Raw genomic sequence first — 18,698 nt, 5'->3', positions numbered from 1 at the left:
GAGGATCCCAAAGCAGCTCGCCGTCTTGAGCGGAGCCCTCGATTATGACACGGTTTATGAGCGCCGGCCAACTGCCCCTCAACTTTTTGCGCGCAACGCCGCTATCTGCTGCCGCTACTGCCGCGCCATGCGGGTGTTCGCCGGCAGTGCCTGCGGCCAACTGGTGCGGAACGGGTTGATGTCGAGTCCGCCGCGCCGGGTATAGCGGGCATAGACGGCCAGCTTCGCCGGCTGGCAGCGGCGCCAGATGTCCCGGAACATGCGCTCCACGCAGGGTTCATGGAACTCGTTGTGATTGCGGAAGCTCACGATGTAGCCCAGCAGGCCCGCCTGGTCGATCGGCGGGCCGCTGTAACGAATCTGCACGCTGCCCCAGTCGGGCTGGCCGGTCACGAGGCAGTTGCTCTTCAGCAAACGGCTGGTGAGCGTCTCGGCCACAGGAACCTGGGTCGGGTCGCTCGAAAGCAGTTCGGGCGCCGGCTGATAGTGCGTGCATTCGATGTCGAGCCGATCGAGATCGAGGCCGTCGAGTTCATGCACCTGCTCGCGGTCGAACATGTCGGGGGCGACCAGTTTCACGCCGATGCCCGCGGCGCTGTCGCTGCCGCGCCACAAGGCTTCGCTCAGATCCGTGCGCAGGCGTTCGCGCACGGCTTCCGCATCGGCGAACACCGTGCTGTTGAAGCTGTTGAGATAGAGCTTGAAGGATTTGCTCTCGATGATGTTGGGCGTCTCGCAAGGCACGGTGAAATGCGCGATGGACAACTGGGGCTTGCCGCGAGGATTGAGCCAACTCAGCTCGAAAGCAGTCCAGAGGTCGGCGCCGAAGAAGGGCAGTGCATTGGCGGCGATGCCCATGGCTTCACGCTGCGTTGCGCGCGAAATCGGGAACAGCAGGCCGGCGTCGTAGCGATCGACGTAAGCCGAGGCGCGGCCCAACTGGGATTGTTCGGGGGTGTTGTCGAGGCTCATGCGCGTTTCTCGGCTGTCTGCAAAAAAGGGACGATGTGCTGCAGGAGGATGTCGATCACCTGTGGCGGCAAGTCATGTCCCATGCCGGGCACGGACACGAAGCGTGCGCCCGGGATGCGCCGCGCGGTGTCCTGACCGCAGGCGATGGGAACCAGGGGATCGGCGTCGCCATGCAGGACGAGCGTGGGGCTGGCAATGCGCGCCAGCAGGGCTTCGCGGCCGCTGTCGGCACCGATGGCCAGCATTTGCCGCACGATGCCCGCCGGCCGGTACGCGCGCCTCAGCCCGCGGGTGATTCGGTCGGTCAGCACCCGCTCTTCCTGCGGATATGCAGGGCTAGAGATCAGGCGAACAAAGCCCAGGCTGTGCGCCACCAGCGCGGCCTCGGTCCGGCTGGCGGGGCGCCGCATGAGTGCGGCCGCCACATCGGGCCGCGGGCCCGGCAGGTTGCGGGCGCCGCTCGAGCTCATGATGCTGACCAAGCTGGTCATCCGCTGCGGCGCGGCGGCTGCCAGGCGCTGGGCGATCATCCCGCCCATCGACGCGCCCACCACGTGGGCAAGCCCGATGCCCAGCGCATCGAGCACGCCTAGCGCGTCGTTCGCCATGTCCTGCAGCGTGTAGGCGGAGCGCACCGGCAGACCGATGCGCTGCCGCACGGCCTGCCAGACGAGGTTGCCGGTACCGGCCTCGTCGAAGCCCTGACTCAGGCCGATATCCCGGTTGTCATAGCGCACGACCCGGAAGCCGGCCTCGACCAGTGTCTGCACGAAGGCGTCCGGCCAGGCAATGAGCTGCATGCCCAGGCCCATGATCAGAAGAATCACGGGGCGCCCCTCGCCGCCGCTGTCTTCGACCTCGATCTGGATGCCGTTGGCTGTCAGTTTCATAGCGTCGTCGACAACCCGCAGGAGCGCCGCGGGCCCTGGTGAGCTAGATGAACTCGCGCTCCCGCAACCACTTGGTCGCGACCCACTTCTCGCCGGCGAGCACCGGGGCCCCGCCATGCAGCGTGCGCGTCCCAGGGTCGGGTCGCTCGTAGCTGAAGAAGACGCCGGTGCCGCGCTTGGGTGCAACCTCGAGCCCGACGTCCGGGAAGGTGGTGGCGCCGCCCAGCTCAGGCTCCTGAAGGTACATCACGAGCGTCGCGACGCGCTGGCCGCCGCGCCGCAGGATGGTCGGAGTGCCGGGCTCTGCGGGATCGAAGTAGTCGTAGTGCGGCCGGTATTGCGCACCGGGGCTGTAGCGCAGGATCTGCAGGCCTTCGCCGAACTCGAGCGGCCAGCGCAGCAAGGTCGCGATGCGCTGCTCCAGCCGCGCGACGAAGACGTTCTCGCCGCGCTCGAAAAACATGCCGTCGCTGGTGCGATCGACGTTGAGCGCCTCGCCGCCGGTCTGGGTCTCGACGGTGAGGGAACGCGCGAGCCGCAGCCGGGCGGCCGCGATCAGGCCTTCGCATTCCTCGTCGGACACCAGGTCGCCGAACACCACGACGCGCGGATGGCGCATCGTCTGGAGCACCTGGACGAGGCGATCTCCGGTGTCGATGTAGAGCGGCGAGGTCGACAGGTCCGGCCCCGGCATCTCGGCACGCGGCGGAGTGACGGCCGCCGCGCCCGCAGCCTGCGCCTCGACCTCGGCCAGGGCGGCTTCCGCTACCTCGGGGTGCCAGCCGGCATCGCGCATCGAAGCTCGCAGGCTGGGTACCGAATGCCCCGCAGCGAGCTGCGCGACAACCCACTCGCGCAACTCGGGACTGATTGCCTGCCCCAGACTCATGCCGCTCTCCTCCTGAATACGAAGCGCTCGGGCGACGATGCCCCGGCATCGAAGCCGTAGCCCTCGAGATCGAACTTCTCCAGCACCTTGGGCGTGGCCGCCTTGTGCAGCACGGCCCAGCGCGCCATCAGGCCGCGGGCGCGCTTAGCGAAGAAACTGATGACCTTGTACTTGCCGTTCTTCCATTCCTCGAACACGCATTCGATCACTCGCGCCCTGAGCACCTTCTGGTCGACCGACCTGAAGTACTCCTGCGAAGCGAGGTTGATCACGACCGGCGTGCGATCCGCCTGGAGACGCTCGTTCAAGTAGCCGGCAATGCGTGAGTTCCAGAAGGCATAGAGGTCCTTGCCGTGGCCATTGGCCAGCTGCGTCCCCATCTCGAGCCTGTAGGGCTGCAGCCGATCGAGCGGCCGGAGCACGCCGTAGAGGCCGCTCAGGATGCAGACATGATCCTGCGCCCAGGCCAGCTGCGCCGCGCTGAGCGTGTTCGCGTCGAGCCCACCATAGACATCGCCGTCGAAGGCCAGCGCAGCCTGCTTGGCGTTCTTCTCCGTCCCCTTGGGGGTCCAGGCAGCGTAGCGCGCCACATTGAGCGCGGACAGCTTGTCCGACAGGCGCATGAGTTCGGCGATCTGTTGCGGCGACTTCTGCCGCAGCAGCTTGATCAGCTCGGCGGCCGGGCCCCGCGGCCCTTCGAAACGAGGCTGAGTGGCGGGCAGCGCATCGGGTACCGGGGTGTCGTAGTCGAGCGACTTCGCAGGCGAGATCAAAAACAGCATCTCTGAATTATCTTCGGGCCCGGACGGATTGCTCTCGAGGCATCGAACACGGCGCACGCCGCAGTCGAATAAAATCCTTCGCTCATCCACCCCCACCAGCGGCATCCTGCGGGATGCCGCTCGTCTTTGCACCGCCATGAGCGACACCTTGTCCCAACCCGGCCTCGAGAGCCTTTCCAAATCCTTCGAACCCGCCGCCCTCGAGGCGCACTGGGGTCCCGAGTGGGAACGGCGCGGCTATGCGGTCGCGGGTTTCCGCGGCACTGGGCAACCGAAAGACGGCGCGCCCTCCTTCGCGATCCAGCTGCCGCCGCCGAACGTGACCGGCACGCTGCACATGGGCCATGCGTTCAACCAGACGATCATGGACAGCCTCGCGCGCTACCACCGCATGAAGGGCGACAACACGCTGTGGATGCCAGGCACCGACCACGCGGGCATCGCGACCCAGATCGTGGTCGAGCGCCAGCTGCAGGAACAGAAGATCAGCCGCCACGACCTGGGTCGCAAGAACTTCGTCGCCCGCGTGTGGGAGTGGAAAGAGCAGTCGGGCAACACCATCACCAACCAGATGCGCCGCATGGGCGACACGGTCGATTGGAGCCGCGAATACTTCACGATGGACGAGAAGCTCTCGAAGGTCGTCACGCAAACCTTCGTGCAGCTCTATGAAGAAGGCCTGATCTACCGGGGCAAGCGGCTGGTGAACTGGGATCCGGTGCTCAAGACCGCGGTGAGCGACCTCGAGGTCGAGAGCGAAGAGGAAGATGGCTTCCTCTGGCACATCGCCTATCCGCTCGAAGACGGCACGGGCACCCTCACGGTGGCGACCACCCGGCCCGAGACCATGCTCGGCGACGTCGCCGTCATGGTGCACCCCGAGGACGAGCGCTACAAGCAACTGATCGGCCGGCGCGTCAAGCTGCCTCTGGTGGACCGCCTGATCCCGGTGATCGCCGACGACTACGTCGACCGCGAATTCGGCACCGGCGTGGTCAAGGTCACGCCCGCGCACGACCACAACGACTACGCCGTCGGCCAGCGCCACGGCCTGCAGACCCTCGGCGTGCTGACGCTGGACGCCGCGATCAACGACAACGCCCCCGAAAAATACCGGGGGCTCGACCGCTTCGTCGCGCGCAAGGCGGTGGTGGCCGACCTCGAGGCGCTCGGCCTTCTGGTCGAAACCAAGAAGCACAAGCTCACGGTACCGCGCTGCGCACGCACGGGCGCCGTCGTCGAGCCGATGCTGACCGACCAATGGTTCGTCGCCATGACCAAGCCTGACGCCGGAGGCCAGTCGATCGCGCAGAAGGCCATCGATGCGGTGCGCTCGGGCGAAGTGAGCTTCGTGCCCGAGAACTGGGTCAACACCTACAACCACTGGATGGAGAACATCCAGGACTGGACCATCTCGCGCCAGCTCTGGTGGGGCCACCAGATCCCGGCCTGGTACGACGAGGACGGCAAGGTCTACGTGGCACACGACGAGGTCGAAGCGCAAGCCAAGGCGCCCGGCAAGAAGCTCATGCGCGACGCGGACGTGCTCGACACCTGGTACTCCTCGGCGCTGGTGCCCTTCTCCTCGCTCGGCTGGCCCGAGAAGACACTGGACTACGACCTCTACCTGCCCTCCAGCGTGCTGGTCACGGGCTACGACATCATCTTCTTCTGGGTCGCCCGGATGATCATGATGACCAAGCACTTCACCGGCCGCGTGCCTTTCAAGCACGTCTACATCCACGGCCTGGTGCGCGACTCGCACGGCCACAAGATGAGCAAGTCCGAGGGCAATGTGCTCGACCCGGTCGACCTGATCGACGGCATCGCGCTGCCCGAGCTGCTGGACAAGCGCACGCAGGGCCTGCGCCGGCCCGAGACCGCGCCCGCCGTGCGCAAGAACACGCAGAAGGAATTCCCAAACGGCATCCCGGCTTTCGGCGCCGATGCGCTGCGCTTCACCTTCGCGTCGCTCGCCTCGCTGGGCCGCAACATCAACTTCGACCACAAGCGCTGCGAGGGCTACCGCAACTTCTGCAACAAGCTCTGGAACGCGACGCGCTTCGTGCTGATGAACTGCGAAGGCCAGGACTGCGGTCTGCGCGAGCACACCAAGGAAGAATGCGCCGTCGGCGGCCCGGCTCATGGCTACCTCAAGTTCAGCCAAGCCGACCGCTGGATCAGCTCGCAGCTGCAGCGCGTCGAGGCCGAGGTCGCCAAGGGCTTCGAAGACTACCGGCTCGACAACGTCGCCAATGCGATCTATCAGTTCGCCTGGGACGAGTTCTGCGACTGGTACCTCGAGATCGCCAAGGTGCAGATCCAGCAGGGCGACGACGCGCAGAAGCGCGCCACGCGCCGCACGCTGATCCGCACGCTCGAAACGCTGTTGCGACTGGCGCATCCGGTCATTCCCTTCATCACCGAAGAGCTCTGGCAGAAGGTGGCTCCCGTGGCCGGCCGCCGGGGCGAGTCGGTCATGATCGCAGCCTATCCGAAGACCCAGCCCGAGAAAATCGACGAAGCGGCCGAGGCCCACGTCGCGCGGCTCAAGTCGCTGGTCGATGCCTGCCGCACGCTGCGCGGCGAAATGAATGTCTCGCCCGCCACGCGCCTGCCGCTGTATGCCGTGGCCGACGACAACGCGAGCAGCGCCTTTCTGCGCGATGCCGCACCGGTGCTGCAGGCGCTGGCCAAGCTCAAGGAAGTGAAGGTCTTCGACCACGCATCCGACTGGGCTGCGGCTGCCGAGGCGGCGCCGGTGGCAGTGGTCGGCAACGTGCGCATCTGCCTGCACATGGAGATCGACAAGGCCGCGGAAAAAGCCCGCATCGGCAAGGAACTGGCGCGCGTCGAAGGCGAGATCGTCAAGGTCAACAGCAAGCTAGGCAACGAAGCCTTTGTCGCCAAGGCGCCGCCCGCGGTAATCGAGCAGGAGCGCAAGCGGCTCGCGGACTTCAGCGCCACGCTCGAGCGGCTGCGCGACCAGCTTGTGCGCCTCGGCTGACAGACGTTCGACATCGGAGAGCTTTAGTATTCGGGTTCGGCGCAAAGGCGCCGTTCCTCCTCCGATCCATCCTTCCCGATCAGACGCAAAGCCCATGTCCACTTCACCAGCGCGCATTCGCAAGGCCGTGTTTCCCGTCGCAGGCTTCGGCACCCGTTTTCTGCCAGCCACCAAGGCGCAGCCCAAGGAAATGCTGCCGGTGGTGGACAAGCCCCTGATCCAGTACGCGGTCGAAGAAGCCTACGCTGCCGGCATTCGCGACATGATCTTCGTCACCGGGCGCAACAAGCGTGCGATCGAAGACCACTACGACACCGCCTACGAGCTCGAAAGCCAGCTCGAGGCCAGCAACAAGCTTGCGCTGCTCGAGATCGCACGTTCGGTGATGCCGGACGACATGACCTGCTCCTATGTGCGCCAGCCCCGCATGCTCGGACTGGGGCACGCCGTGCTGTGCGCCGAACACCTGGTCGGCGACGAACCCTTCGCGGTGCTGCTGGCCGATGACCTGATGGTCGGCCCCGAGAACGGCGAACCCGTGCTGGCGCAGATGACACGCGCTTTCGGCAGGCTTGGCGGTTCCTTGCTGGCGGTGCAGGAAGTGCCGCTCGAACACGTCAAGCGCTACGGCATCGTGGCCGGCGACACGATCGAGGAAGGCCTGGTCAAGGTCAATCGCATGGTCGAGAAGCCGAAGCCGGAGGACGCGCCCTCGCGCCTCGGCGTGGCAGGCCGCTACATCCTGACCCCGGGCGTGTTCGAGGAGATTCGCAACCAGCCCAAGGGCGCCGGCGGCGAGATCCAATTGACCGACGGCATCGCCGCGCTCATGAAGAAGGAATCGGTCTACGCCTATGCCTACAAGGGCGTGCGCTACGACTGCGGCAGCAAGGAAGGCTTCCTGCAGGCCACCGTCGAGCTTGCACTCGCGCACCCGGAGGTGGGCGGCGAGTTCCGCGACTACCTCAAGAGCCTGGAGCTTTAGGCGGATTCGACAGCACCAGCGGCTCGAGGAAGCGGACCAACTCCTCATCGGCGATCGGCGTCAGCGGTAGGCCGAAAGCATCCTTCACGCGCGCCACGAGGGCTTGCGCCCACAGAGCGTTCCACGCCAGCCCGGTGTGGCGGTCGGCCAGCAAGGCGTTGCGGGGATCGTCGCCAATCGTGTTCGTCACCTGCAGCGTCGAGCCGATTGCGACCGTCTTGTAGTCCGGCTTGCCATCGGCACTGCGCGACCCCCAACGGGCCTGGAACCACGCGAGATCGTCGAAATACGCCAGGCGGGGGTCACTGCCGGCCAACCGGCGGATGGCTGCATTGAAGCCGTCGAGCGCGGCCGCGATGTTCGTGGTTTCGGCTGCCGATTGCCATCGATCGAAGTTGGCGGGGTCGTCCGCTTCGTTGCCGATGCCCACCAGGAGGATGCGCGTCGACGGGTGCGAGGCATGGATCAATGCGACCGCGGCACCGATCTCGCCGGCGCAATAGGCCGTGGCGGCACGCAGTTCGGGCGCCGAAGGATCGCGCGCCTGGAGATCCAGCAGTCCGCTCCAGCTATTGAGGCCGATGCGGATCACCACCAGGCCGCGCATCCAGCGCTCGGGCTCCTCGTCCATCAGCGCGACCAGGCGCGGCGCTTGGCGAAAACGGCCTCCCATGAGGTTTTTGCAAGCGGCACCGGAATTCGCGAAGTTGTAGAGATAGTCCTCCTTTTTCGGAGCCCGGCCGCCGCGCAGGCCCAGTTGTTCGCGCGCCCACGCCACCACACCGGGCCGACCCCAGGGGACCCAGGGCCCCAGGTCCAGCTCCTGCCCGCGCAGGCGCGCGAGCACCTCGGTCCACTGGAAAGTGCGTGAACGCCACGCGCCGCCACGCTCGGTGGTATCGGAAGGAAACCAGGCATGGTCCTGGTAGGAATGACTGTTCGAGTCGCCAAGCACAGCGAGCGGAATCGCCTTGGACAGAGGACGATGCGGGGTATCGGGCGGCATGCCGTCGCTCCAGAGGGTCAACGTGAGCAGCGCGGCCGCGGCGGCCAGCGCAAGCGCCAGTACGGCAATGCGTGCGCTGCGCTTCACGGCGGCACCGTCAGCGGCGGCGCAGCACGTGGATGAAATCGGTGCCGACGGTCTGTTGTTCGACCAGGTCGTTGCCGGTCTGGCGTGCGAACGCCTGGAAATCGCGCACCGAGCCCGGATCCGTGGACACCACCTTCAGCAACTGGCCGCTCTGCATCTCATTGAGCGATTTCTTGGCCTTCAGGATGGGCAGCGGACAGTTGAGTCCGCGGGTGTCGATTTCTTTGTGGATGTCCATCGCCTTGTCCTGTCCTTGAAGCTGCGTCGATTCTAGGCAGCTCATTCGGCCACGGGGGTTGCCGGCCGCGGCCAGTCCATGAACTGGGGCTCGTGCCCGCGAGTGCGCAGCCAATCGGCCAGCGCGTAGCCGGTGCCGGCCGGCCAGCACTTGAGGGCGCCAAGCTCGTAGAGCCGGTAGTCGACCAGTTCGGGCGACAGGCGCACCTCGCCATCGGCCACCGCGTGGTAGGCAATGATCACCTGGTTCATGCGCTGGAAGTCGTACACGCCGACCAGGTTCAACGCGCTGGCGTCCAGGTTCGTCTCTTCCTTGATCTCGCGCGCGATGCCCTCCTGCGGCGTCTCGCCGGCCTCCATGAAGCCGGTGATCAGCGCATACATCTTGTGCGGCCACGCGGCATTGCGCGCCAGCAGCACCTGGCCGCGGTACTCGATGATCGCGGCCAGCACCGGTGTCGGGTTGTTCCAATGGGTCCAGCCGCAGGATGGGCAGCGCAGGCGTGACTTCGGCCCGCCGTCCTCGGCCAGCTCGATGTGGGCCAGCGGCGTGGCGCAGGCCGGGCAGAACTTGTGCTCGGACATTTCGCGTTCAGGCGGGAAACACACCGGTGGACAGGTAGCGGTCGCCGCGGTCGCAGACCACGAAGACGATGGTCGCGTTCTCGACCGTCCTGGCGATCTCCAACGCCACCCACAGCGCCCCGGCCGACGAGATGCCCGCGAAGATGCCCTCCTCGCGCGCGAGCCGGCGGCACATCTCCTCGGCGTTGTCCTGGCTCACGTGGACCAGCTGGTCGACGCGGCTGGGCTCGTAGATCTTGGGCAGGTATTCCTCCGGCCATTTGCGAATGCCCGGGATCCGCGAGCCTTCCTCGGGCTGCGCGCCAACGATGCACACTTCGCGGTTCTTTTCTTTCAGGAAGTGCGAAACGCCGGTGATGGTGCCTGTGGTGCCCATCGCGCTCACGAAATGCGTGATGCGCCCGCCGGTGTCGGCCCAAATCTCGGGCCCCGTGGTCTCGTAGTGGATGCGCGGGTTGTCTGGGTTGGCGAACTGATCGAGCACGCGGCCCTTGCCTTGCGCCACCATCTGCTCGGCCAAGTCGCGCGCGTATTCCATTCCGCCGCTCTTGGGCGTGAGCACGAGTTCTGCGCCGAAGGCTTTCATGGTCTGTGCGCGCTCGACGGACAAGTCCTCCGGCATGATCAGCACCATGCGGTAGCCCTTGATGGCCGCCGCCATCGCGAGCGCGATGCCGGTATTGCCCGAGGTCGCTTCGATCAGGGTGTCGCCGGGCTTGATTTCACCGCGCTCCTCGGCCCGCTTGATCATCGACAGCGCCGGACGGTCCTTGACCGAACCTGCCGGGTTGTTGCCTTCCAGCTTGCCAAGGATCACGTTACCGCGCTTCGCGTTCGCGGCCGCGTCGATGCGCTGCAGCGCGACCAGCGGCGTCTTGCCGATCGCGTCTTCAATCGTCGGGTATGTCATGGAAGGCACTGTGCCATAATTTTGGGCTGCCTCCCTTCCGTGCCCGGGTGGTGAAATTGGTAGACGCAGGGGACTCAAAATCCCCCACCGAAAGGTGTGCCGGTTCGATTCCGGCCCCGGGCACCATGGCCTCCCGGCCATGCAGTGGCGCCTGCGTGTCAGCCGCAGCCGACGCCCACACACCGGATGAATCCGGACAAGATATCCGCACCGGAGCCGACGAGGCGGTCAGCCGCGGGCTGCTGGCTTCCAGGTCCGCGAACGCCTATACCTTCAAGCATTGGAGGCGCGCCATGGACAAGATCATTCTGGATTCGGCAGGAGTGGGTTGGGGTTACGAATGCCTCGGGCTGAATGGCTCGAGGATCTTCACCAACAGCCAGGCCGAAGCCCACTTTTGGCATTCACTCGGCTATGTGGTGCTTCACTATTCGCATTGGGCGACGTGAACCATCGGATCGCGAGATGCATGGAGGAGAAGCCATGTTCATCATCATAAGAAACATACCGTCAGGGCAGGATTCCCGCATCGTGATCGCGTGCATCCGCGCGTGCGTCTGGGCCGGCGTCGAAGGCCGGCCGTTCTGCATGCTGCGGTGAAAAGGCGCTTGCCTCTTTCCGACTTCAGTCGTCCCGATCATCCCAATCCCGGCGGTGGTGATGGCGGTACCCATGGCGATAGCCTGGACCGTAGTACACCGGGGCTGGCGGCCCGTAATACACGGGCGCGGGACGGTAGTACGCAGGCGGAGGCGGACGGTAATACACAGGCGGCGCGGGCTGGTAATAGATCGGCGCGGGGCGCGAATAGACGGGGGCGGGTTCGTAGTAAACCGAGCCAGGTTCGGCGACGCCGATGGCCACGCCGGGTGCATTGATCCCTACGGACCAGCTCACACCGGCATTGGCCGTCGTTGCCGCGAAGAGCGCGGCGGCCATCGCGGTACCGGCCGCGACATACTTGAAAAAGACAGAACGGTTGAGGTTCACAAGAACTCCTGAGAAAAGGGCAAAAAGTGCCATCTCAACAACCAACGCGCCGAGCGCAGCGTAAGTGCACCGTCTCGCGAGTGAAGATCGTTGCCAAACGTCACAGGCCGAGGAGCTGTGACCATCCCGGCAATCAAAGATGAATGACGCCGAGCCGGGCCGCCTGCGTGACGGCGTCGGTGCGGCCTGTGGCATCGAGCTTGTCGATCAGCGAACCGACATGGAACTTCGCCGTGTGCACCGAGATGCCCAGGCGCCGCGCGATGGCCTTGTTGGAGGCGCCTTCAGCCACCAGGGCCAGCACCTCGAATTCGCGCGGGGTCAGCACCGAATCCACGGGCTCGCCGTGCTCCACCGCGTCTGAAGGATGGACCACGACGACATCGGCGGTCTCTCCGCGCTCGGCCAGGCGCAGGCCCGGCGCAGTTGCCAAGGCGGCAACGAGCCGTTGCGCCAATCCGGCGTCGTCGATCTGGATCGCGACCACGATCGCCTTCATCGCAGGGCCCTCGTTCAATCGATCGGCCTTTCACCCACGGTGAGCTGAACCTCGACTGGCTCGCCCGCACGCTGGAGCGACAGCGTGAGGACCGAGCCTACGCTCGCTGGACCGAGTGCGCGCAGCAGCAGTTGCACGCTGCGGATCGGCTCGCCGTTCACCGCCACGATGATGTCGCCCTGATGGATGCCGGCCGCCGCACCGGGCCCCTGCTCCGCCACTCCCATGACCATCGCGCCGACGCTGGCATGGTTCACCTTGACCGGCTGCAGGCTCAGCCCGAGATAACCACGCGGCATGCGTCCATGCGCGGCGAGCTGCGCGGCCACGCGCTCGATGGTCGGCGCCGGAATCACCAGCACGCGCCGCCGCGGGCCGAACACCGACATGCCGATGACGCCGCCCTTCGCATCGAGCACCACCCCGCCTTCGGCGCTGGGTCGCAAGCGCAGATCGAGCTCGATCCTGGCGTCGATCTCGCCGCCGCGCAGGCTGCGCCAGCCCGGACCGGCGAGCGAGACCATGCCGCTCGCGCAAAGCGGCACACCTTCGCGCGAAGCGACTGCGAGCACGAGCTCGCCGGCGCGCGTCGATGCGTTGTCGAGCGCCAGATGCGGGGCTTCTGCACCTTCGAAGCGAAGCAGCACGATGTCGGTAGTGGGGTCGCGGCCGGCCACCTTGGCGGCAACGGTCGTACCGCCGGGCAGCGTGATCTCGACGTCCTCGTCTTCGGGAAGCGCTTCTTCCGAGGAGACGATGCATCCGGGGCGCCAGACGAAACCGCTGGCGCGCGAGCGCCGCGTGTGCACGGCGACCACGCTGCGCGCTGCGACGGCGACCATGTCGGCCATCGCCGCAGACAATTGTTCGAGGGGCGACAAGGAAACAGTGTTCGACATCAAGACCTCCAGAGACGCTTGCATTGTCGGAACCCCTGCGCTTCACGCCTACTGCCCGGTTGGGCAGGCGAACCCTAGCCCGCTGCTTCGACGGCCGCAGTTCGGCGTTCGCGCATTACCCAGATTGAACAGCGGCGTGGCCATCAAGGTCGTGACGATCGCCATCAGTGCCAGGATCGACGCGCATTCATCAGCGAGCCGATGACGAGGCGGGGTCAGGGAGCGAGGCCCGTCGCCACGGTCGGATGACGAAGGCGCACTCGCAGCTCGCGCTTGAGCCGCGTATTGTCCATCCGCCGCGACTCGCCCAGGAAGCTGAGCAGCGACGGTGGCAACTGCGTCTGCGCCTGCTCGCGTGCGATGCGCGGGGGGCGCGGCATGCCGTACAGGTCGGCGGCCAGGTCGATGTAGTCGCCCATCTTGATCTCGCTGTCGTCGCTCGCGTGGAACACGCGCTGCGAGCCGCCGCGCCACAATGCGGCCACGCAGGCGCGCGCCAGGTCGTCGGCATGGATGTGATTGGTGTAGACGTCGTCTTCTGCGCGCAGCACCGGCGTGCCCTTTTTCAGCCGCTCGCGCGGCGTGCCGCCTTCGCGATCGGGCGCATAGATGCCGGGGATGCGCAGGATGCGCACGGCGACACCGGCGCGGCCGAGCCAGCGCACGCTGCGCTCGGCATCGACGCGGCGATGTGCGCGCGGCGTGTCGGGCTTCACGGCTCGCGTCTCGTTGATGCGCGCACCGCCGCAGTCGCCGTAGACGCCGCTGGTCGAGCCGTACACCATCGCGGCCGGCAACGAGCGCAGCCGCAACGCGCGCACCAGCGCGATGGTGCGCGCGTCGCGCCACCATTGCGCCCCTTCCGCGCGCGCCGGCGGCGCGAGATGCAGCACGCGCGTGGACAGGCCCGAGAGCCGACGCAGCGTCGCGGGTGCATCGAGATCTGCCACGATCGGCGTGATGCCGGCTTCGCGCATCAGCACCACGCGCCCGGGCGAGGAGGTCAGCCCGATCAGCTGCACGCGACCCCGCAGAGCGCGTACCGCCCTGAGTCCCACATCGCCGCACCCGACCACGAGCACACGCTCGCGCCGGAAGCGCGAGGGCCTTGCACCTAGAGGGCTGTTGATTGAGGGCAAAATCCAATTCCTTTTTCTTGATTCAGAGTCGAAGAATACCCATGACCAGTGCAGCGCCGAACGAGGCGGGTTTTCACATCACGGTAGAGCCGAGTGGTCGTCTTTTCACCGCGCATGCCGATGAAACCATCCTTGCGGCCGGCATTCGCCAGGGCATCGGGCTGCCCTATGGCTGCAAGGACGGCGCCTGCGGCTCGTGCAAATGCAGGAAGCTCTCGGGCGAGGTCAGCCTGGGTCCGCACCAGAGCAAGGCGCTCAGCGCCGATGAAGAGCTGGCCGGTTTCGTGCTGACCTGCTGCGCGCGTGCGCAGAGCGATGTGGTGCTCGAATCGCGCCAGGTGACCGACGCCAACGCCTTCCCGATCCGCAAGATGCCGGCGCGCGTGCTCGCCATCTCGAGGAAGTCGCACGACGTCGTGATGCTGCGCCTGCAACTGCCGGCCGGCGAACCGCTGCAGTTCCACGCCGGGCAGTACATCGAATTCATCCTGCGCGACGGCACACGGCGCAGCTACTCGATGGCCAACGCGCCGCACACGCTGGGCGAGCCGGGCACCGGCATCGAGCTGCATATACGGCATCTGCCGGGCGGCAAGTTCACCGACCATGTATTCGGCGCGATGAAGGAGAAAGAGATTCTCCGCATCGAGGGGCCGTACGGCAGCTTCTTCCTGCGCGAAGACTCGGACAAGCCGATGGTGCTGCTCGCCTCGGGCACCGGCTTTGCACCGATCAAGGCGCTGCTCGAACACATGAAGTTCAAAGCCATCCATCGGCCTGCGACGCTGTACTGGGGCGGCCGGCGGCCGGAAGACCTCTACATGGACGACTGGGTGCGCTCGCATCTTGAGCAGATGCCGAACCTGCACTACGTACCCGTGATCTCGAATGCGGTGCCGGAAGACAACTGGCGCGGGCGGACCGGCTTCGTGCACCGCGCGGTGATGGAGGATTTCGCCGATCTTTCGGGCTACCAGGTGTATGCCTGCGGAGCGCCGATCGTGGTCGACTCGGCCAAGCGGGACTATGTGGCCGAGCGCGGCTTGCCCGAGGACGAGTTCTTTGCCGATGCGTTCACGACGGAGGCGGATAAGGCTTTGCCTTAGGCTGCGAAGCTCGGATCGCAAGCACAATCGGCAGCATGAACGCCAGACATTTTCTTTTCACCCTCGTTTCCGCCGCCGCCCTCCTCGCCACCGCGCAAGCCGCAGCCCAGCAGCAACGCCCCATCCGCCTCGTCGTCCCCTACGCCGCCGGCGGCCCGATCGACGTCACGGCCCGCGTCCTGGCCGAAAGAGTCAAGGACTCGCTGGGCACCGTCATCATCGACAACAAGCCCGGCGCCGGCGGCAACATCGGCGCCGATGCAGTGGCCAAGGCCGCGCCCGACGGTCTCACGATCGGCATCGCCGCGACCGCGACCCACGCGGTCAATCCGTGGCTCTACAGCAAGATGCCCTTCAACGCGGCCGCCGACTTCGCGCCGATCACGCAGATGGTCCGCGTGCCCAATGTGCTGGTGATGAATGCCGAGACCGCGCAGCGCCTGAAGATCAACACGCTGGCTGACCTGATCGCGTACGCCAAGGCGAATCCGGCCAAGCTCAACTACGGCAGCGGCGGCAACGGCAGCGCGGGCCACCTCGCGGGCGAGATGTTCAAGAAGGACGCCGGCATCTTCGCCGTGCACATCCCCTACAACGGCGGCAATCCGGCGCAGCTCGCACTGCTGTCGGGCCAGGTCGACTTCAACTTCGACAACCTCGCGACCGCAGCACCGAATATCCGCTCGGGCAAGCTCAAGGCGATCGCAGTGACGACGGCCCAGCGCAGCAGCGCGCTGCCCGAGGTGCCGACGGTGGCCGCCACGCTCAAGGGCTTTTCGATCGACACCTGGTGGGGCCTGGTGGCGCCGGCCGGCACGCCGGCCGATGTGGTGGCCAAGCTGAATCAGGCCTTCGTCGCGGCGCTCCACACGCCTGAGACCAAGACCCGCTTCGCGTCGCTGCTGGCCGAGCCGGTCGCCAATACGCCGGAGCAGTTCGGCGCCTTCATGAAGAACGAGCTCGTGAAATACGAGAAGGTGGTGAAAGCCACCGGCGCCAAGGTCGACTAGCGCTACTCCCCGAGGTACGCTGCCCGAACCTTCGGGTCGCTCAGCATCACCTTGGCGTCGCCGCTCATGGTGATAAGGCCCGACTCCATCACGTAGCCGCGATCAGCCAGTCCGAGCGCACGACTCGCGTTCTGCTCGACCAGGAGCACGGTGACGCCCTGGTCATAGACCTGCTTCACCACCTCGAAGATCTTGTCGACCATGATCGGCGACAGGCCCATCGAGGGCTCATCGAGCAGCAGCACCTTGGGACGCGCCATCAGCGCGCGGCCCATCGCGAGCATCTGCTGCTCGCCGCCGGACATGGTGCCGGCCAGCTGCATGGCGCGCTCCTTCAGCCGCGGGAAGGTCGAAAAGACACGGTCCATGTCCTTCGCGATCTCGGCCTTGTCCTTGCGGATGTAGGCGCCGATCTGCAGGTTCTCGGTGATGGTCATGCGCGTGAACACACCGCGCCCCTCGGGCACCATGACCAGCCCCTCGCCCACCAGGTCCCAGGCCCCGCGGCCCTTGATGCTCTTGCCGAGGAATTCGATGTCGCCGGCGCCATACGGCAGCGTACCGGTGATGGCCTTCATGGTCGTCGTCTTGCCGGCGCCGTTGGAGCCGATCAGCGAGACCAGCTCGCCTTCGCGCACCTCGAAATCGATGCCCTTGACGGCCTGGATGCCGCCGTACGCGACCTTCAGGCCGCTCACCTTCAGAAGTGTCTGTGCCATTTCAGTGTCCTCCCGTGCCGAGGTAGGCCTCGATCACCTTCTCGTTTCGCTGCACGTCCGCCGGCGTACCCTCGGCGATCTGCTTGCCGTAGTCCAGCACCGTCACGCGATCGCACAGGCCCATCACGAGCTTCACGTCGTGTTCGATCAGGAGGATGGTGCGGTCGTCCTTGCGGATGCGGTCGATCAGCTCGCGCAGCAGCACCTTCTCGGTGGCGTTCATGCCGGCAGCTGGCTCGTCGAGCGCGATCAGCTGCGGGTCGGTCGCCAGCGCGCGGGCGATTTCGAGCCGGCGTTGGTCGCCGTAGCTCAGCGTGCGCGCCTTGTAGTCGGCGAACTTGCCGATGCCCACATAGTCGAGCAGCTGGTGTGCGCGCTCGGCGATCGCCGCTTCCTCGGCCTTGAAGCCGCCCGTGCGGAAGATGGCACCCATCACGCCCGAATGGGTGCGGACATGGCGGCCCACCATCACGTTCTCGAGCGCGGTCATTTCCGCGAAGAGGCGGATGTTCTGGAAGGTGCGCGCGATGCCGGCCTTGGCGACCTCGTGCACCGCCGTCGGCTGATAAGGCTTGCCGGCCAGTTCGAAAGTCCCGCTGTCGGGCGAGTACAGGCCCGTGATGACGTTGAAGAAGGTGGTCTTGCCGGCGCCGTTGGGGCCGATCAGTCCATAGACCTGGCCGCGCGTGATCTTGATGCCCACATCGGACAGCGCCTGCAGGCCGCCGAAGCGCTTGGAGATGCCCTGAACATTGAGGACGGTGTCAGTCATTGTTGTGCTCCCCTCGCTCACGGATTGATCGACATGGGACGCGAGGCGGCACCGGGAACCTCGTCGGCCGGCGTATCGATGCCCGGCGCCGCAGCCGGCATGCCGGATGCGGCGCCGGGCGTCGCGCCCCTGCGCGTCAGCGACTTCCCGTGCTCCGGCGAGGGCCACAGACCGCGCGGGCGCACCAGCATGATGATGATCATCGCCAGCGCGATGAACAGCTGGCGCAGGATCGAGGCATCGAGACGCCCGTCGGTCATGGCCTGCAGCGGCCCGGCCACGTAGCGCAGCACTTCAGGCAGCGCGGCCAGGAGCACCGCACCGAGGATCACGCCCGGCAGGTGGCCGATGCCGCCCAGCACCACCATCGCGACGATCATCACCGACTCGTTCAGGGCGAAGGACTCGGGTGAAACGAAGCCCTGGAAGGCCGCGAACATCGCGCCCGACACGCCGCCGAAGCTCGCGCCCATGCCGAAGGCCAGCAGCTTCATGTTGCGGGTGTTGATGCCCATGGCCTTGGCAGCGATTTCGTCTTCGCGGATGGCCATCCAGGCGCGGCCGATGCGCGAGATCTGCAGCCGATGCGAAATGATGATCGTGAAGATCACGAGCGCCAGGAACAGGTAGTAGTACAGCGTGACCGACGAGAGCGAGTAGTCGCCGATCTTGAGCGGCCGGCCTAGGTTGAGGCCCCAGAAGTGGACCGGGTCGATCGCCGTGATGCCCTTCGGACCGTTCGTGATGTTGACCGGATGATCCAGGTTGTTGAGGAACACACGGATGATCTCGCCGAAGCCGAGCGTCACGATCGCCAGATAGTCGCCGCGCAGCTTCAAGGTCGGCGCGCCGAGCAGCACGCCGAACAGGGCCGCGAGCCCGAGCGCGGCCGGTATCACGAGCAGCAGCGAACTGTGCAGGCCGTTGGGAAACATGGCCTTGATGGCCGGGAAGGTGTCGGTCAGGTGCGGCGAGCCGAGCAGCGCGAACAGGTAGGCGCCGATCGCGAAGAAGGCCACGTAGCCCAGGTCGAGCAGGCCGGCGTAGCCGACCACGATGTTGAGCCCGAGGGCCAGCAGCACATAGAGCAATGCGATGTCGGCGATGCGCACCCACGCGTTGCCCTGGCTTTGCAGCAGCAGCGGCAGCACCAGCAGGGCGACGGCCGCGATCAGGAAATAGACGATGTTCTTGCCGTTTTTCATGGCTGTCCC

At 66.2% G+C, this 18,698-nt stretch carries 20 protein-coding genes and 1 tRNA gene; 6 read left to right on the top strand and 15 right to left on the bottom strand.

The genetic code is table 11. The annotated features are described in order from the left end of the window. Positions 1 to 114 precede the first annotated feature (114 nt). The 4 genes from queF to yaaA are packed head-to-tail and all read right to left on the bottom strand — an operon-like array spanning position 115 to position 3,533. Positions 115 to 972, bottom strand: a complete 858-nt coding sequence (queF, locus tag EJI01_RS24090; protein ID WP_126839657.1) for an NADPH-dependent 7-cyano-7-deazaguanine reductase QueF — start codon at positions 970 to 972, stop codon at positions 115 to 117. Continuing rightward, complete coding sequence (locus EJI01_RS24085) at positions 969 to 1,862, bottom strand: alpha/beta fold hydrolase (RefSeq protein ID WP_126839656.1); 894 nt, start codon at positions 1,860 to 1,862, stop codon at positions 969 to 971. Before EJI01_RS24085 ends, queF begins: the two co-directional genes overlap by 4 nt. Positions 1,863 to 1,905: 43 nt before the next feature. Further along, positions 1,906 to 2,745, bottom strand: coding sequence for a 2OG-Fe(II) oxygenase (locus tag EJI01_RS24080; protein ID WP_126839660.1), 840 nt, complete (start codon positions 2,743 to 2,745; stop codon positions 1,906 to 1,908). A gap of 2 nt (positions 2,746 to 2,747) precedes the next feature. After that, positions 2,748 to 3,533 (bottom strand): peroxide stress protein YaaA, encoded by a 786-nt coding sequence (gene yaaA / locus EJI01_RS24075; protein ID WP_126839655.1) that lies wholly within the window; start codon positions 3,531 to 3,533, stop codon positions 2,748 to 2,750. Between the two features lie 136 nt (positions 3,534 to 3,669). On the opposite strand from yaaA, the gene EJI01_RS24070 reads away from it, so the two are divergent. Further along, entirely contained in the window at positions 3,670 to 6,540 is a 2,871-nt protein-coding gene (locus tag EJI01_RS24070; protein ID WP_126839654.1) for a valine--tRNA ligase, read from the top strand. 94 nt (positions 6,541 to 6,634) lie between these two features. Next, the gene (gene galU, locus EJI01_RS24065; protein WP_126839653.1) at positions 6,635 to 7,525 is read left to right on the top strand and encodes a UTP--glucose-1-phosphate uridylyltransferase GalU; all 891 of its coding nucleotides are present in this window, start codon (positions 6,635 to 6,637) and stop codon (positions 7,523 to 7,525) included. Here the strand turns inward: galU and EJI01_RS24060 are convergent. The 4 genes from EJI01_RS24060 to cysM are packed head-to-tail and all read right to left on the bottom strand — an operon-like array spanning position 7,506 to position 10,350. Beyond that, positions 7,506 to 8,618 carry an SGNH/GDSL hydrolase family protein gene (locus EJI01_RS24060; RefSeq protein ID WP_126839652.1) on the bottom strand — a complete coding sequence of 371 codons (1,113 nt, stop codon included), beginning with the start codon at positions 8,616 to 8,618 and terminating at the stop codon, positions 7,506 to 7,508. The genes galU and EJI01_RS24060 overlap by 20 nt on opposite strands. Positions 8,619 to 8,628: 10 nt before the next feature. Next, positions 8,629 to 8,856 (bottom strand): sulfurtransferase TusA family protein, encoded by a 228-nt coding sequence (locus tag EJI01_RS24055; protein ID WP_093108912.1) that lies wholly within the window; start codon positions 8,854 to 8,856, stop codon positions 8,629 to 8,631. Between the two features lie 41 nt (positions 8,857 to 8,897). Next, complete coding sequence (locus EJI01_RS24050) at positions 8,898 to 9,440, bottom strand: NUDIX hydrolase (protein ID WP_126839651.1); 543 nt, start codon at positions 9,438 to 9,440, stop codon at positions 8,898 to 8,900. Between the two features lie 7 nt (positions 9,441 to 9,447). Beyond that, positions 9,448 to 10,350, bottom strand: a complete 903-nt coding sequence (cysM, locus tag EJI01_RS24045; protein ID WP_126839650.1) for a cysteine synthase CysM — start codon at positions 10,348 to 10,350, stop codon at positions 9,448 to 9,450. 41 nt (positions 10,351 to 10,391) lie between these two features. Between cysM and EJI01_RS24040 the strand changes: the two genes are divergently transcribed. Continuing rightward, a tRNA-Leu gene (locus EJI01_RS24040) sits at positions 10,392 to 10,476 on the top strand. A 167-nt stretch (positions 10,477 to 10,643) separates the two neighbouring features. Continuing rightward, the gene (locus tag EJI01_RS28880) at positions 10,644 to 10,799 is read left to right on the top strand and encodes a hypothetical protein (RefSeq protein ID WP_185879036.1); all 156 of its coding nucleotides are present in this window, start codon (positions 10,644 to 10,646) and stop codon (positions 10,797 to 10,799) included. 175 nt (positions 10,800 to 10,974) lie between these two features. Here EJI01_RS28880 and EJI01_RS24030 read toward each other — a convergent pair whose 3' ends face one another. The 4 genes from EJI01_RS24030 to EJI01_RS24015 all read right to left on the bottom strand — a co-directional run bounded on the left by EJI01_RS24030 (position 10,975) and on the right by EJI01_RS24015 (position 13,877). Beyond that, a complete protein-coding gene (locus tag EJI01_RS24030; protein WP_126839648.1) occupies positions 10,975 to 11,340 on the bottom strand; it encodes a hypothetical protein in 366 nt (121 codons plus the stop codon). A gap of 133 nt (positions 11,341 to 11,473) precedes the next feature. Then, positions 11,474 to 11,839 (bottom strand): response regulator transcription factor, encoded by a 366-nt coding sequence (locus EJI01_RS24025; protein WP_126839647.1) that lies wholly within the window; start codon positions 11,837 to 11,839, stop codon positions 11,474 to 11,476. A 14-nt stretch (positions 11,840 to 11,853) separates the two neighbouring features. Beyond that, on the bottom strand, positions 11,854 to 12,738 hold the full coding sequence (locus EJI01_RS24020; protein ID WP_126839646.1) for a S1C family serine protease: 885 nt from the start codon (positions 12,736 to 12,738) through the stop codon (positions 11,854 to 11,856). 215 nt (positions 12,739 to 12,953) lie between these two features. Beyond that, complete coding sequence (locus tag EJI01_RS24015; RefSeq protein ID WP_126839645.1) at positions 12,954 to 13,877, bottom strand: NAD-dependent epimerase/dehydratase family protein; 924 nt, start codon at positions 13,875 to 13,877, stop codon at positions 12,954 to 12,956. 41 nt (positions 13,878 to 13,918) lie between these two features. Here EJI01_RS24015 and EJI01_RS24010 point away from each other — a divergent pair, with 41 nt between their 5' ends. Further along, on the top strand, positions 13,919 to 14,983 hold the full coding sequence (locus tag EJI01_RS24010) for a CDP-6-deoxy-delta-3,4-glucoseen reductase (RefSeq protein WP_126839644.1): 1,065 nt from the start codon (positions 13,919 to 13,921) through the stop codon (positions 14,981 to 14,983). A gap of 35 nt (positions 14,984 to 15,018) precedes the next feature. Further along, complete coding sequence (locus tag EJI01_RS24005; RefSeq protein WP_126839643.1) at positions 15,019 to 15,993, top strand: Bug family tripartite tricarboxylate transporter substrate binding protein; 975 nt, start codon at positions 15,019 to 15,021, stop codon at positions 15,991 to 15,993. Between the two features lie 2 nt (positions 15,994 to 15,995). On the opposite strand, the gene EJI01_RS24000 is transcribed toward EJI01_RS24005, so the two are convergent. From EJI01_RS24000 to EJI01_RS23990, 3 genes are read right to left on the bottom strand one after another with little or no spacing between them, the layout of a single operon-like run. Next, positions 15,996 to 16,712, bottom strand: coding sequence for an ABC transporter ATP-binding protein (locus EJI01_RS24000; RefSeq protein ID WP_126839642.1), 717 nt, complete (start codon positions 16,710 to 16,712; stop codon positions 15,996 to 15,998). A gap of 1 nt (position 16,713) precedes the next feature. Then, positions 16,714 to 17,484: an ABC transporter ATP-binding protein gene (locus EJI01_RS23995; RefSeq protein WP_126839641.1), complete on the bottom strand. Its 771-nt coding sequence runs from the start codon at positions 17,482 to 17,484 to the stop codon at positions 16,714 to 16,716. A gap of 17 nt (positions 17,485 to 17,501) precedes the next feature. Continuing rightward, positions 17,502 to 18,689, bottom strand: coding sequence for a branched-chain amino acid ABC transporter permease (locus tag EJI01_RS23990; protein ID WP_126839640.1), 1,188 nt, complete (start codon positions 18,687 to 18,689; stop codon positions 17,502 to 17,504). Positions 18,690 to 18,698 lie beyond the last annotated feature (9 nt).

The sequence above is a fragment of the Variovorax sp. MHTC-1 genome (assembly GCF_003984645.1).
Taxonomy (GTDB): Bacteria; Pseudomonadota; Gammaproteobacteria; order Burkholderiales; family Burkholderiaceae_C; genus Variovorax.
Note: the sequence above shows the minus strand (reverse complement) of the source record. Positions and strands in the feature narration are given on the sequence as shown.